The 14,709-nt window shown below is 36.2% G+C and carries 14 protein-coding genes; 8 read left to right on the top strand and 6 right to left on the bottom strand.

The features are described from left to right. Positions 1-91: 91 nt before the first annotated feature. From K4422_RS02855 to ybaK, 3 genes are read left to right on the top strand one after another with little or no spacing between them, the layout of a single operon-like run. Positions 92-1,261, top strand: coding sequence for a class I SAM-dependent rRNA methyltransferase (locus K4422_RS02855; RefSeq protein ID WP_230709054.1), 1,170 nt, complete (start codon positions 92-94; stop codon positions 1,259-1,261). 53 nt (positions 1,262-1,314) lie between these two features. Next, complete coding sequence (gene aroD, locus K4422_RS02850) at positions 1,315-2,070, top strand: type I 3-dehydroquinate dehydratase (protein WP_206904673.1); 756 nt, start codon at positions 1,315-1,317, stop codon at positions 2,068-2,070. A 6-nt stretch (positions 2,071-2,076) separates the two neighbouring features. Beyond that, positions 2,077-2,562, top strand: coding sequence for a Cys-tRNA(Pro) deacylase (ybaK, locus tag K4422_RS02845; protein ID WP_230709052.1), 486 nt, complete (start codon positions 2,077-2,079; stop codon positions 2,560-2,562). A 261-nt stretch (positions 2,563-2,823) separates the two neighbouring features. Here the strand turns inward: ybaK and K4422_RS02840 are convergent, their stop codons facing one another. Beyond that, complete coding sequence (locus tag K4422_RS02840; RefSeq protein ID WP_230709049.1) at positions 2,824-4,086, bottom strand: NAD(P)/FAD-dependent oxidoreductase; 1,263 nt, start codon at positions 4,084-4,086, stop codon at positions 2,824-2,826. Between the two features lie 124 nt (positions 4,087-4,210). On the opposite strand from K4422_RS02840, the gene gdhA reads away from it, so the two are divergent. Further along, the gene (gene gdhA, locus K4422_RS02835; protein WP_230709048.1) at positions 4,211-5,560 is read left to right on the top strand and encodes an NADP-specific glutamate dehydrogenase; all 1,350 of its coding nucleotides are present in this window, start codon (positions 4,211-4,213) and stop codon (positions 5,558-5,560) included. Positions 5,561-5,677: 117 nt separating this feature from the next. Continuing rightward, on the top strand, positions 5,678-7,024 hold the full coding sequence (locus K4422_RS02830; protein ID WP_230709045.1) for a glucose-6-phosphate isomerase: 1,347 nt from the start codon (positions 5,678-5,680) through the stop codon (positions 7,022-7,024). An 81-nt stretch (positions 7,025-7,105) separates the two neighbouring features. On the opposite strand, the gene K4422_RS02825 is transcribed toward K4422_RS02830, so the two are convergent. Further along, positions 7,106-7,363 carry a heavy metal-binding domain-containing protein gene (locus K4422_RS02825; RefSeq protein ID WP_206904649.1) on the bottom strand — a complete coding sequence of 86 codons (258 nt, stop codon included), beginning with the start codon at positions 7,361-7,363 and terminating at the stop codon, positions 7,106-7,108. Positions 7,364-7,832: 469 nt separating this feature from the next. On the opposite strand from K4422_RS02825, the gene K4422_RS02820 reads away from it, so the two are divergent. Beyond that, positions 7,833-8,210, top strand: a complete 378-nt coding sequence (locus tag K4422_RS02820) for a YxeA family protein (RefSeq protein ID WP_230709043.1) — start codon at positions 7,833-7,835, stop codon at positions 8,208-8,210. A gap of 146 nt (positions 8,211-8,356) precedes the next feature. On the opposite strand, the gene K4422_RS02815 is transcribed toward K4422_RS02820, so the two are convergent. Next, positions 8,357-8,626 (bottom strand): hypothetical protein, encoded by a 270-nt coding sequence (locus K4422_RS02815; protein WP_016171648.1) that lies wholly within the window; start codon positions 8,624-8,626, stop codon positions 8,357-8,359. A 295-nt stretch (positions 8,627-8,921) separates the two neighbouring features. Beyond that, a complete protein-coding gene (locus tag K4422_RS02810; protein ID WP_206904644.1) occupies positions 8,922-9,593 on the bottom strand; it encodes an MIP/aquaporin family protein in 672 nt (223 codons plus the stop codon). 503 nt (positions 9,594-10,096) lie between these two features. Here K4422_RS02810 and K4422_RS02805 point away from each other — a divergent pair. Then, positions 10,097-10,303, top strand: a complete 207-nt coding sequence (locus K4422_RS02805) for a hypothetical protein (protein WP_206904641.1) — start codon at positions 10,097-10,099, stop codon at positions 10,301-10,303. A gap of 204 nt (positions 10,304-10,507) precedes the next feature. On the opposite strand, the gene K4422_RS02800 is transcribed toward K4422_RS02805, so the two are convergent. Beyond that, entirely contained in the window at positions 10,508-12,310 is a 1,803-nt protein-coding gene (locus K4422_RS02800; RefSeq protein WP_230709505.1) for a glycerophosphoryl diester phosphodiesterase membrane domain-containing protein, read from the bottom strand. A gap of 124 nt (positions 12,311-12,434) precedes the next feature. Then, positions 12,435-13,031, bottom strand: coding sequence for a TVP38/TMEM64 family protein (locus tag K4422_RS02795; protein WP_206904635.1), 597 nt, complete (start codon positions 13,029-13,031; stop codon positions 12,435-12,437). 305 nt (positions 13,032-13,336) lie between these two features. Here K4422_RS02795 and K4422_RS02790 point away from each other — a divergent pair, with 305 nt between their 5' ends. Beyond that, on the top strand, positions 13,337-14,695 hold the full coding sequence (locus K4422_RS02790) for an Nramp family divalent metal transporter (protein WP_230709041.1): 1,359 nt from the start codon (positions 13,337-13,339) through the stop codon (positions 14,693-14,695). The last annotated feature ends 14 nt before the right edge of the window (positions 14,696-14,709 follow it).

The raw sequence follows: 14,709 nt of genomic DNA, 5'->3' as shown, positions 1-14,709 counted from the left end.
CAATTAATTAAGTAATTCTTTAACTTCATAAAGCACAGACAAATGCTGTTATTTTTGCTATACTTTTTTTGAAAGAAGAGCAGGTGAAAGTATGAAAATTCAAATTAATAAATTCGGCGTTAAAAAATTACGTCAACACTATCCATTAATTCAAGCAGATGATATTGCCACAGATCTAAAAACGAAATCCGGCTGGGTGGACTTTATGGATCAAAAAGGCAATTTTTTGGCCAAGGGGTATCTTGGTAAACAAAATAAAGGTATCGGTTGGGCGCTAACTTGGCAAGAAGAAGCCATTGATCACAGGTTTTATACTCAGGTATTTGCTAAAGCCAAGGCAATTCGCCAAGCATTTTTTAATGACGAAAAAACGACGGCATTTCGCATTTTTAATGGTGAAGGTGATGGGCTAGGAGGGATTACAATCGAGTGGTATGACCATTATGTTGTTTTTTCTTGGTACAACGATACTTTATATGAAGAAAAAAATAAAATTTTCGCTGCCTTTAAAGAAATTTATCCGGAAGTTTTAGGCGCCTATGAGAAGATTCGCTTTCACAGTGAGCTGCCAGAATCGCAACATGTATATGGCAAAAAAGCACCAGAACCGTTAATTGTAAAAGAAAACTCTGTCAATTTTGCGACCTATTTAAATGAAGGGTTAATGACAGGAATCTTTTTAGATCAGCGACAAGTACGGGGACTTTTAGTAGATGGTCTAGCAGCTGGAAAAACGGTTTTAAATATGTTTAGTTATACAGGAGCATTTTCAATCGCGGCAGCTATGGGGGGAGCGCTTCATACAACAAGCGTTGATTTGGCCAAGCGTAGTTTGCCAAAAACAAGGGAGCAATTTGAGGTAAATGGACTTGACTTAGCAGCACAAAAAATTCATGTGATGGACGTTTTCAATTATTTTTCCTATGCTTTAAAAAAAGGGTTGAAATACGATGTAATTGTCTTAGATCCGCCAAGTTTTGCCCGCAATAAAAAGCAGGTTTTTAAAGTAAAAAATAATTACGGTCAGTTAATTGCTGACAGTCTGCCAATTTTGACGGATGAAGGAATCATCATCGCCTCTGCCAATACGGCTAATGTTACCTTAGAGAAATTCCAACAGATGATTGAAAAAGAGTTTGTTACTGCCAAGGTTGACTACAAATTATTGGACATAAAACGTTTGCCAGCTGATTTTCATATAAGCCAAACATTTTTAGAGGGCAATTATTTGAAAGTTTTAATTTATCAAGTGAAACAATAACAGACCTCAGTTACGGCTGAGAATGAAAATGAATGTTAAAAGGGGCGAAAAAAATGCAAGTCACGTTAAAAAATGTAACCTTTGGTAAGGGCGTGCCGAAAATTTGTGTGCCACTTACCGGTAAAGATAGTCAAACACTCTTAGCACAAGCACAATTGGCAGCAACTTCAGTTTGTGAAGTAGTAGAATGGCGTGTGGATTATTTTACAGACTTTTCAAATCAAAGCGCTGTATTAGAAGTTTTATCTCATCTTAAAACAGCGTTACAAGATAAAATTCTCCTATTTACTTTCCGAACATTAAAAGAAGGCGGAAAAGCTGACTTATCGTTACGGGAATACCAAAATCTTTATGTTGCGGTAGCCGAAAGCGGCTTGGTTGATATTGTTGATGTGGAATTGGAGCGAGCTGAGTTTTTAGGCCGAGGCTTTTTAAATCAGTTAAAAAAACAAAAAACAGCACTGCTTTTGAGTAGCCATAATTTTGACAAAACGCCAGCTGATGGAGAATTAGTCATGAAATTAGGCGTAATGCGCCAGTTTGATGCTGATTTTGGAAAAATTGCGGTAATGCCCCATTCTTTAAAAGATGTATTGCAAATTATGGGCCTTTCTCAAAAAATGCAGGGCTTAGCTAGTGTACCGCTTATTTTAATTGCCATGGGGGATTTAGGTAAAATTACGCGGGTTGCAGGTGAGTTGATGGGGTCAGTCATGACATTTGCCGCATTAGAAGAAAGTTCTGCACCAGGGCAAATCGATATTACAGAAATGTCCCGAATTTTAGCGGCCTTGTCACTAGAGGAGTGAGTTGTTGTGGCAAAAAAGAAAGTAGTTAAAACGAATGCTATTCGCTTGGTGGAGCAAAAAAAAATTGCCTATCATGAGTATTCTTATGAGTGGAGTGAAAATCATTTAGGCGCAGCAGAGGTAGCGACAAAATTAGGTCAAAACCCCGCTCAAGTTTTTAAGACGTTGGTAGCTATCGGCAATAAGACCGGTGTAATTGTCGCAGTAATTCCAGGTAATCATGAGCTGGATTTAAAAAAACTGGCTAAAGCCAGTGGCAATAAAAAAGTTGACATGATACATTTAAAAGACTTGGAACAAACAACGGGTTATATTCGAGGTGGTTGTTCGCCAATTGGCATGAAAAAGTTGTTTCCAACTTTTATTGATCAAACTGCAAAAACATTTCCTACTATAATAATTTCTGCAGGCAAGCGTGGCTTGCAACTAGAAATTGCTGTGGGTGATTTAGAAGGGTTAGTACAAGGAGAACTTGTTGATTTAATCGAATAGATAAATAACACGATATCAGACTTATCCCGAGTTCAAAAAGTTAGAGCAAAAATCTAACAGCTTGAGTTTGAGATTTTTACACACCTGACATCGTGTTTTTTTGTAAGCCATCAGAAAAGTATGAAGTTTTCACATGAATAAATCACCTGATGACAACAGGTTGTTTATGTCTAGTTTTGCAAACGACCTCTTTTTTTTTCTTAACTCTCCAAAAATTTCGCGCTTATGTTAGCGTTAGGGGAAGTTTACGCACTTTTCTGATTAATATTTTTGCCAGCTGGCAACTTCTGCTGCATTTTTGCCAGCTACATGGCCTGTACATAAAGCAGTTGTAATATTATAGCCGCCCGTATAACCATTGACGTCCAATACTTCACCGGCAAAAAATAGTCCTTGGCAAAGTTTACTTGCTAAAGTTTTTGGAATCACTTCTTTTAAATTTACGCCACCACCAGTAACAAAAGCACGTTCCAGTGCAAAAGTACGAATAATGGGAACTTCAAAATTTTTGGCAAGTAAGACTAATTTTTCCAATTGGTCTACAGTCACTTTGTCAGCAGTCATATCATTTAAATCTAATTGATTAAGAAAAAATTGCAATAGGCGTTCTGGTAACCACTGTGATAAGGCATTCTTTAAGCTCTTTTTCGTTTCCAATCGTAAGGATAAGTCCGCTAACAGCTCTGCATTGGTTTGTTTAGGAAAACAATCCAAGCAGACTGGAACATGTGGGGCACCGTTACGCAGTTCTTGATTTATTGCATAGGAACAGCGAAGAGCAGCTGGACCAGAGAGACCAAAATGCGTAAAAAGTAAATCCATTGTATGACTCGTTACAATTTTTTTGCCCGCTAAAACACTTAATTTAACGTCTTGTAAGGATAGACCCTGCAAAGTTTTGCTTTGAATAAATGCAGCATCTGAAATTAATGGAGCCTCAGTTGGAAAAAGAGGGGTAACCGTATGTCCGCAGGATTTGGCCATTTTATAACCATCCCCGGTAGAACCAGTTCCAGGATAGGTTTTACCGCCAGTTGTAATAATGATACAAGGTGCGTTAAATTCTTCTTTATCACAACGAATCCCATAAACTTGTGTGTCATCATGAACCAACTTGGTAACGCTAGTATTAGTTAAAACGGTAACGTGAAGGCGTTTTAACTCTTCATATAAGGCATCGACGATTGTTTTAGCGCGGTCGGTAACAGGAAATACCCGTCCGTGATCTTCTTCTTTTAGCGCTACATTGCGACTGCTAAAAAATTCCATAATATCAGTATTGTTCCATTGTGCAAAGGTACTATATAAAAATTTTCCGTTACCCGGAATGTGGGTAATTAAATCATCAACGGGGCGATTATTCGTCACATTACAGCGACCGCCGCCGGTTAAGAGCATTTTTTTACCCAGGCGTTTGTTTTTTTCTACTAATAAAACTTCTGCATCATTTTCAGCTGCACTAATGGCTGCCATCATGCCAGCCGGCCCTGCTCCGATCACAATTACATCGTAATTTTTTTCCATGATTTCACCTCTGGCAAAAGTGTAGCATAGTTTTTAAGTTTGTTCTATTATCAAATAATTCTGACGATAAGGACGTTTTTTGGTAAAATAAAAACGTGACAAATATTTTACTTGGAGGGAAATTATGACAAACGCAAAAGAGTATATTCAACAAGTCCAACAAAGTCTTCACGAAAAAGATCGTGATCAAACAGAATTTTTACAAGCTGTAGATGAATTTTTCTCAACCATTGAGCCTTTTTTAGCAGAACATGATGAGTATCAAAAAAATAATTTGCTACAACTGATTACGTTGCCAGAACGCGTAATCCAATTTCGTGTACCGTGGCAAGACGACAACGGAAATTGGCAAGTAAACCGTGGTTACCGGATTCAATTCAACTCGGCGTTGGGACCATATAAAGGTGGCTTGCGTTTTCATCCAAGTGTGAATTTAAGTATTTTAAAATTTTTAGCTTTCGAACAAATTTTTAAAAATAGTTTGACAGATTTGCCAATCGGTGGTGGTAAAGGCGGTGCTGATTTTGACCCTAAAGGTAAATCTGATAATGAGATCATGCGTTTTTGTCAAAGTTTCATGACGGAACTTGCCAAACACGTTGGCCCAGATACAGATGTTCCAGCTGGAGATATTGGTGTTGGCGCTAGAGAAATTGGTTACTTGTTTGGCCAATATAAACGCTTAAAGCAATACGATGCTGGGGTTTTAACTGGAAAACCCTTGGAATTTTGGGGAAGTAAGGGGCGGACTGAAGCAACCGGTTATGGTGTCGTTTATTATGTCAAACATTTATTAGAAGATAAAAAAGACAGCTTTAAAGATAAAACAGTTATTGTTTCAGGGAGCGGAAATGTAGCGATTTATGCGATTGAAAAGCTAATGGAACTTGGTGCAAAAGCCGTGACTGTCTCTGATTCTAGTGGCTATGTTTATGATCCAGAAGGCATTGACTTAGACTTATTAAAAGAGGTCAAAGAAGTTCAGCGGGAACGTTTAACAGCTTATGTTAAAAATCGCTCGAATGCGCAATATTTTGACGGAGAATCAGTCTGGGATAGTGAAGTTAAAGCAGATATTGCCCTACCATGTGCTACGCAAAATGAAATTGATATTAAAAAAGCAAAATTAATGGCTGATAATGGCGTGAAGGTAGTCGCAGAAGGTGCCAATATGCCATGTACGATGGAAGCTGCGGAATATTTTATTGAACAAAATATTTTCTATTGCCCAGGCAAAGCAGCTAACGCTGGCGGGGTAGCCGTTTCAGCGTTAGAAATGGCGCAAAATTCACAACGGCAACAATGGAGTAAAGAAGAAGTTGATCGCCAGTTGGATGCAATTATGTTAAATATCTATCAAAATTGTCGGGATACGGCGGAACGTTACGGTAAGAAAGATAATTTAATGATGGGAGCCAATATTGCCGGTTTTGCTAAAGTAGCAAAAGCAATGTTAGCACAAGGACTTGTCTAAAGCTGGCAAACAGGTTGGTTTGTTGCGCTTTTCTTACAGTAAGTTACTTGAAAAAAAAGCATAAAAAACGTAAAGTAATACATGTATTAAATTTATCCATTTCAAGGAGGAGCTTAAATGTCACATATTAAATTTGACTATTCAAAAGTAGCACCATTTGTGAATGAACATGAATTAGGCTACATGCAAAGTCAAGTCACTGCAGCCCATGAAGCGTTGCGTAACGGCACTGGTGCTGGAAGTGATTTCATCGGTTGGGTTAACTTGCCAACAGAATATGACAAAGAAGAATTTGCTCGCATTAAAAAAGCGGCAGAAAAAATCAAATCTGATTCAGAAGTATTAGTCGTTATTGGGATTGGTGGTTCATACTTAGGTGCTCGTGCTGCCATTGATTTTCTAAATCACTCATTTTACAACTACATGAATGCAAATGACAAGTCAGCTCCACAAATTTTCTTTGCCGGCAATTCAATTTCTTCAACTTACTTGGCTGATTTAATTGAAGTTATTGGCGATCGTGATTTCTCAGTTAACGTTATCTCAAAATCTGGGACGACAACAGAACCAGCTATTGCATTTCGTGTTTTCAAAGAATTATTAATTAATAAATACGGTCAAGACGAAGCAAACAAACGTATTTACGCTACAACAGATAAAGAAAAAGGTGCGGTTAAAGTTGAAGCTGATGCGGAAGGCTGGGAATCTTTTGTAATTCCAGATGATGTTGGCGGACGTTTTTCTGTTTTAACTGCGGTTGGCTTATTACCAATTGCTGCTAGTGGCGCCGACATCGACGCTTTAATGCAAGGTGCAGTAGATGCGTCTAACGATTATGCTTCGGATAAATTAGAAGAAAACGAAGCTTATCAATATGCCGCTATGCGTAATATTTTGTACCGTAAAGGTAAAGTCACTGAATTACTAATTAACTACGAACCAGGTATGCAATATTTCTCTGAATGGTGGAAACAGTTATTCGGCGAATCTGAAGGGAAAGACCAAAAAGGTATTTATCCTTCTAGTGCTAACTTCTCAACTGATCTACACTCATTAGGGCAATACATTCAAGAAGGACGCCGCAATATTTTTGAAACGGTAGTTAAAGTTGAAAAACCACGTAAATCAGTGAAAATCCCCGTAACAAAAGAAGATTTAGACGGATTAGGCTACTTGCAAGGTAAAGAAGTTGACTTTGTGAATACAAAAGCCTTTGAAGGTGTTTTATTAGCCCATACAGATGGTGATGTGCCAAACTTATTAGTAAAAATTCCAGAAATGGATGCATACACATTAGGCTATTTAATGTACTTCTTTGAAATCGCTGTTGGTATTTCAGGTTACTTAAATGGTGTTAACCCATTTGACCAACCAGGAGTAGAAGCCTACAAGAAAAACATGTTCGCACTCCTTGGAAAACCTGGCTTTGAAGAATTATCAAAAGAATTGAACGAACGTCTATAATCAGAAGACAAAAAAGACGGCTGCAAAAATGCAGTCGTCTTTTTTTGTCTGGTTACGAGCTTTTGAGCAATTAACGAGTAACTACGCATCTTCTAAAACAACTGCTGTACCCATTACGGTTGGTAATGCTTTATCGGTTAGCGCAAAGCTTATTCCTAAAACAGCATTTGCTCCCAGTATCTCAGCACTTTTTTCAATATCTTTTAGCGCTTGATCTAGATATGTTGAGACAGCGGCAACAGCTCGAACTGGACGTAGTTTATCGTCAAAACCGTATACAATGCCCAAATCTTTAACTACTTTTTTACCGGGATAATACGAAAGGGTAGATGTAATCATTCTAAATCGCTCCAAACATAAGTTTTTAATTAGTGTAACAGATTGAAGAAAAAGTATCAGTAGCTAAAATAGAGGAAAAAAATATCATTTGATTTACAAACCGTGTTTTATATTTTATCGATCAGATCTTTAGGTTGTCATCTTGAATGCATTTGATTCTAGCGGCAGCTTTTGATGTTAATAAATCGTGATGCCAAAAGCAAATAACGTGGACGACAGGAATAAAACCTGCCTCTCAAAAAAAGACAACTTATCGTCGCAAGTTACCTTTGAATAAAACACCAAAACTCGCCCACTAAAAGAATAAACTAAAGATCGCTAAAAAACTTAATTCCTCCTTAAATCTTACAAAGTTATCCCAGAGGTGACAATTGTGTTAGGAAAACTAAGTCTAAAGTACGATACTTCTCTACTTGCAACCCGTTATGATAAATACATCAAGAAAAACAATTTAAGGAGTTGTAAATATATGTTAAAACGATTAATCAAAGGTGTAGTAGGCGTATCCGTAATTTTAGGTGTGTTAATTGGGGGCGCGGTAGTATTTTCAGATGATGCTTCTGGGGAGTTTGCTCAAATAGTTGATCGTGTGAATCCTTTTGTTAAAGAGGGGAATGTCTATGTGAAGACTACGCAGCCTGAAGAAGTAAATGGATACGGAACGGCTCGTTATCGTCAAGTGGCTGCTGATGAAAAAGGTAATAAACGCACAATTGAATTTTCAGGAATCTCAGAATTAAAAAAGGGTCACTATTTGAAATTGGAAAATAAAGGGGCTTTTGTCAAAACCTATGAAGAAGTCAAAAAAAACGATATTCCGCAAGCAGCCTTGGCTGTGATTGAGTGATGCTGAGTAAAGTAGCCAATATCAAGTAGATACTAACTAACAGGATACTTTAATTCTTGTGAAGTTTTAAATCATACGAATAAAAAAAGCTCCCAAAGCCGCAATGTTAGGCTTGGGAGCTTTACGTTTATAAAGACCGTTTCAAATTATTCTGGCGTGCCAATAACTTTAATGTAGTCATCGACATTTTTTATTTGCATATGTTTAATAACCAGTTGATTGCGTTGGTTGCGTTTGCCAGTGACTTTTAGTGTGTATTTATTATTAGGTAATCGAAAAATATAGTTAGAAAGATAGCGATCTTTAATAATTCCTTCGGTAATTTCACCATCTTTAGCCAATTTGATTAAGGATAGGCGCATAGGTTGTTCTTGTAAAAGGACAGTTTTTACTAGCAGCCCTTCGAATTCTTCCATTTTTTTCACCTCATCTAAAATGTTCTTTCATCATTATAAAGGTTTTTGCACAATCCTGCATGAAAGAAGTTCAAAGAAAAAATTCAAGTAAAAAAATATCTTACATGTATCATGTAAAATTAATAATGAACAAACTAAAATCAAACTAAAATTAGCAGCTAAAAACTAATTCTGAACCTTCATTTCGGCTAAAAAGTGTTAAATTTTTTGTTGTAGTTTTAAAAAAGATAGCGATAATACTATTAAAAAAACAGCTCCCAATGGGAACTGTTTAGTATTTTATTTAGCAGGAAGATTAAGCTTCTTCTTCGCTACCTAAAAATTGTGTGACTAATGCCGCTAATACGCCACCGACAACCGGTGCACATAAGTATACCCAGTAGTGACTTAAAGCAGTACCACCAGCAAAAATTGCCGGACCAAAACTACGAGCAGGATTTAGAGATCCGCCCGTTAAGTTTAAGGCAACAATAATTAACAGTGCCAAGACAAGACCGATGGCAAAAGATGCTAACGCACCACTACCATATTTTTTACTAGTAGCCATAATAATAACAAAAATAAATAAGAAGGTAATTAGTGTTTCGACACCAAATGCCATACCTGCGCTAATTTCACTAAAGTCTGTTTGACCGTAAGAACCAGCAGGAACCTTCAACGCTTTGCCAAAGATACCGACAAAGAATGAAGCGACGATAGCACCAACAAATTGACTAATGATAAAAAAGATTGAATCTTTCCAAGAAACCCGTTTGTTAATTGCCATTGCAATGGTAACAGCAGGATTAAACAAGCCATTTGACAACGCACCGTGACCGACTGCTAAATCCATAATAGTAATCGTCAACCCGAATGCTAAACCAATTGCAAGTGGATCTGTTTTACCAACAACAACAGTGGCGGTTCCGACAAAAACCAACATGAAAGTGCCCATAAATTCACCAAAGCATTTTCTGAATAAAGCCATATTTTTTCATCTCCTTTCTATAAAGTTAATTATAGTAATAAAGTGGGCGGCTGTAAAAAGATAGGCCCTATATACAAAAAAAGAGAAGATGTGTTCAAATTAAAAGAAATAAATTTCGTGTTGTTTTTATTTATAGCGATAGTTATTTTTTAAAAAGTGTTTTCTAATTTAATTTTTGAAAAAAACATTCTTCTTTTACCATAATCTCTATTAATATTGTTTCATTTATAAATTGGTATTGGTTTTGATTGAAAGTGAGAAATGAAGTTGGAAGACAGCTTGAGAAAAAATTAATATCTGGATAAGTAGCTTTATTTTGAGCTTTTTATTATGAAGTGAAAAAGAGAATAAATTATATTAGAAGTAAAATTGATAAAAAAATAATTTTGGTCTATATCGAAAGTAAAAGAGTGGGAAAAATTAAAAAAATAAACAAAAAGCGTTTTCAAATTTAATTTTTTCTGTTATGATATACCTGAAATTAAGTGAGGGAGGTGTTATTAATGGAAGTAGAAGTTGGGAAAACATACTTATGCAAACCAGTCGGATTAACGAGCGAAGTCGCTGGCTTTGTCGAACATACATATACGAATACAGTCTTGATTTCAGTTACAGAATGTGAGCGTTGTGATCGACCTAAAGTGATTGAAGCGCAAAATCGTTTGTTGGTACGTTATGAAGATATCCGAGATATTGCGGTTGTAGCCTAATAAATGACAACTTTCTAGTCACGACTAGGAAAACAGGAATTGTCATTTTAAAAATTGAGTACAGTATGATTGCTGTATTTCATAATTAAAAAGGCAGCTGCGCCAAAGTTAGTTTGACTTTTGGCGCAGCTGCCTTTTTTTGCTTTAAAAGCAATCTGTACGGTTAAGATAGAACTTTTCAAAACGGCTTTTGAGCTTATTTACTTAACCAACTCCGATAACAAAGTTTAATAGCTTATCAGAATAAGTGACTTTAGTTTGTGCATCTTTAATAGTTTGATTTAACGTAGCCATTTGATCAGTAATAATGCCATCTACTTCGTAAAAAATCATCCGACTCATATCCTCACTACTATTTGGCGTCCAGACAAAAACCTTCTTGCCATCTTCTTTAGCAGAGGAAATGAAATTATGATTAATCGTCGAATATTCCATCGTTAGGAAATCTGCTTTTGTAATTGGTGGTCCTACCACGTTAAAAGGTAAAATATAGCCAACAGTAAGTTGAGGTACCTGTGTTTTCAAGGATTCAACAATTGAAAAAGATAGACTTTGCAGCATATGATGGTTTGAAACAATTTCATTTTGATATTTTTTCAAAAAAACTTGAACGATTGGCGCAGTATCTTTTTGTTGCGTCTTAATTTCGACTAATAATTTTTGGTTCAGGCGTTTTGCTTCCGCCAGATAAGAATCAAAAGTAGGGATTTGCGCAGTTTGACCATTTTCTTTTAAAGTCACTTTTTGAATTTCAGCAAGGGTCATTTTTTCCGGTGCTTGATTGACACCCCCTAAATTTTTCAAATTAAAGTCATGGATAACAACAAATTGATGGTCACTTGTCATTTGGACGTCCATCTCGACATAATCAGGATGTTGGCTTTGACTGGTTTTTTGTAAAGAAGCCAAGCTATTTTGAACACCATTGCCATCATCTACGCCACGATGGGAAATTGTAAGTGGAATTTTCGTAATTTCTTGATTGAGATAATCCATGTTGTACAAGCTAACACCAACTCCAAAAAAGACTGCAATTAAAATGAGTAAGGCATTTTTAATTCCTTCAAGGTGCGGATTAGGTAACGATTCTTGATAAAACCATTTAGGGATTTCTGGCAAGAAGCCTTCGTCGTTCATAAAATCGATAATAATATAAAAAATTCCAACCGTTGATAAAACCAAATTGACAAGTAAAAAAAATTGGAGCAACGTCATTGCAAAAACTGCACTAATTAACGCATAGTCGGGGGAAAATTCTTCAATCAAGGCTTGTGCTCCTACCACAATGGTAAAGCTAAGCCCGGTTATTAGTAAAATTGCACCACCAATAAATAAAAAACGACCAATAATGGCAAAAAAGCGCCGTTTTGTAATCAAAAAACTTTCCTTAAAGGCATCTCTAAAGGGACGATCACGTAAAATCATCTCTGGTAAAGCAAAGATTAAACGAATACCGATATAAATAAGAACAAGATAGCCCAAAACAAAACCTGAGATAATTAACAAACGGTTGGTAAAAATAAAATCCATAATAAAAGCAGGAATTTTAATGCGTGCTAATAAATCAGAATTAAAGCTCAAACCACCGATGGGTAAAATTAGTAAAAAGTAAAAAAGAAAAAAGATAAAAACGCTAGGCCGCAATTTTTTTAACTGAATCATCGTCATCCGTAACAGCTGTTTCAACGAAACGGGTTGCTTTTTCTCAATGAAGTACACACTTAAAAGTAAAAAGGTAAACTCAAAGAAAACCAACAATAAAATCAGCAGCAAGATGACCACTAATAAAAAAGTAACTGCTGGGTGTTGTGTCGCAATTTCACCTAAATTATCATAGGATAAATAATGAATCGCACCGCGTTTTAAAATAAATTTGGTTGAGCTGCTTAAAAGGGGAATGACAACAAATAAAATGAAGCCATGCATTAATAAGACATCACGAAAGTAAACATTTGTTTTGACTAAAAAATCCCAGGTATTTTTTACTGACTCTTTTAAATACTTCATCTTCATCACCTATCTCTATTGTAGCGGAAAAACAACTTTCAACAAAGAAAATAGAGCGGGTAAAAGTTAAATTGCAGATAAAAATGCCCCACTCAGATTTAATCTAAGCGGGGCATTTCTATTTCTAGCCAAGCAGTCCAGTCAAAAATGAACCGCCATAAATTAAAGCCATGCTGTATAAGAAAATAGATAGTGGTTTTGCTAATAAAATAATCCAAACGTATTTTTTAACTGAGATATTGGTAAGACCAGCCATTAAACAAAGGGCATCATCAGGCGCAACAGGTAAGAAAATGGCTAGGGCAAACAATTTTTCAAAGCGGCTTTGATTATCTAACCAGCCAATATATTTATTATAAGTTTTGTCACTGATCATGCTTAAAATAAATGGTTTCCCGTAACGGCGTCCTAAAAGGAAAATAATGATTGAACCGATACAAATGCCCACATAATTGTAAACAAAACCAGCAAAAGGTCCAAAGATCAACACGCCTGCGGCACTAGAAATACCGCCGGGGATAATCGGAATGACAACTTGTAAAATTTGTAAGAGAATGAAGATGATCGGACCTAAAATAATCGAGTCACCGACTAATCCTCTTAGAGCGTTGATATCTTTAAAGACACCTAAATTGATAAAATATATCGTTAAGGCAATTGAAACTAAAATGCCTATAACAGAAATCGTATTAATAATTTTGCGAGAAAGAGCGATACTCATGGTCTCATCTCCTTTGTTTGATATACTAATATTATACAAGGAATTTTTTTATTTGCCCTGTGTTTTGACTGACAAAGAACAAACAAATTTGTAAGTTGGCTAATAAGTTTGAACCAACTGTATTATAAGAGCTTTTAATAAGAAAAGCTATCCTACTGAAGGCTGATTTATAAAAATTAAAGATTATTTGTTGCTTTTTAAATGTGTTTCTAGTTTACAGCTAAAAAAAATAGGTGTACACTCAGTTTGTCAAAAGTTTCGGTTAACCTAAAAAATAATTGAGTTGCATAGAAAAGAGTGATGAAATGAGTCATAAAAAAGAAAAATTAATTGAATACGCAAATGGACCAAGCTTAGAGGAAATCAATAATACAGTTGAGGTTCCTAAAAACGCTAGTTTCTTTCGCACACTGCTCGCTTATAGTGGCCCGGGTGCTTTAGTAGCTGTAGGCTACATGGATCCTGGTAATTGGATTACTTCAATTGCTGGTGGTGCAGAATACAAATATGCTTTGTTAAGTGTCATTTTATTATCGAGTTTGATTGCAATGCTGTTACAAAGTATGGCAGCAAAATTAGGAATTGTTACCGGACGCGACTTAGCCCAAGCAACACGGGAACACACATCGAAAAAGACCGGGTTTGTTTTATGGATTATTACTGAATTAGCGATTATGGCAACGGATATCGCCGAAGTAATTGGTGGTGCGGTGGCATTACAGTTATTATTTGGTCTACCTTTAATCGTAGGGGTTTTAATTACTACATTGGATGTTTTATTATTGCTATTATTGACGAAACTAGGTTTTCGAAAGATTGAAGCGATTGTTGCAGTTTTAATCGCAGTTATTTTCATGGTTTTTGCCTATGAAGTTGCGTTAGCACAACCGCAGCTTGGTGAAGTGTTACGTGGTTTTATTCCAGATCCCAAAATTGCCACCGATAAATCGATGCTTTTATTGGCATTGGGGATTGTCGGCGCAACTGTTATGCCCCACAACTTATATTTGCACTCCTCTATTTCACAAGCCCGTAAATTTGACCGCAACGATGAGGAAGAAAAAGCCAGAGCAATTAAATTTACCACTTGGGATTCCAACATTCAGCTGACTGTAGCTTTTGTAGTCAACTGCTTATTATTAGTATTAGGTGGAGCATTATTTTATGGGACAAACAGTGATTTAGGAAAATTTGTTGATTTATATGATGCTTTAAAAGATCCAAGTATCGTAGGAAATATCGCAAGTCCACTTTTAAGTACGCTCTTTGCTGTTGCGTTACTTGCTTCTGGTCAAAATTCTACTATTACCGGAACACTTTCAGGGCAAATTGTGATGGAAGGTTTCATTAATTTGAAGATGCCATTGTGGATGCGTCGAGTAGTAACACGTTTGTTAGCAATTGTGCCCGTTATTATTTGTGTCATTTTATATGGTGGTAGAGAATCTGCAGTTGAAGATTTGCTACTTTATACGCAAGTCTTTTTGAGTATTGCCTTACCGATTTCAATTATTCCATTAACAATTTATACGAGTGATAAAAAAATCATGGGTCGATTTGCTAACCCAACATGGATGAAAATTTTAGCTTGGGTGATCGCTATTGTTTTGACCGTTTTAAATCTGTTTTTAATCTACAGCACATTAACAGGTGCAAATGGGTAGAAAGGTGAGGAGTA

Source organism: Enterococcus sp. SMC-9 (genome assembly GCF_021011285.1).
GTDB lineage: Bacteria > Bacillota > Bacilli > Lactobacillales > Enterococcaceae > Enterococcus_C > Enterococcus_C montenegrensis.
This window is presented reverse-complemented; position numbering and strand designations above follow the sequence as displayed.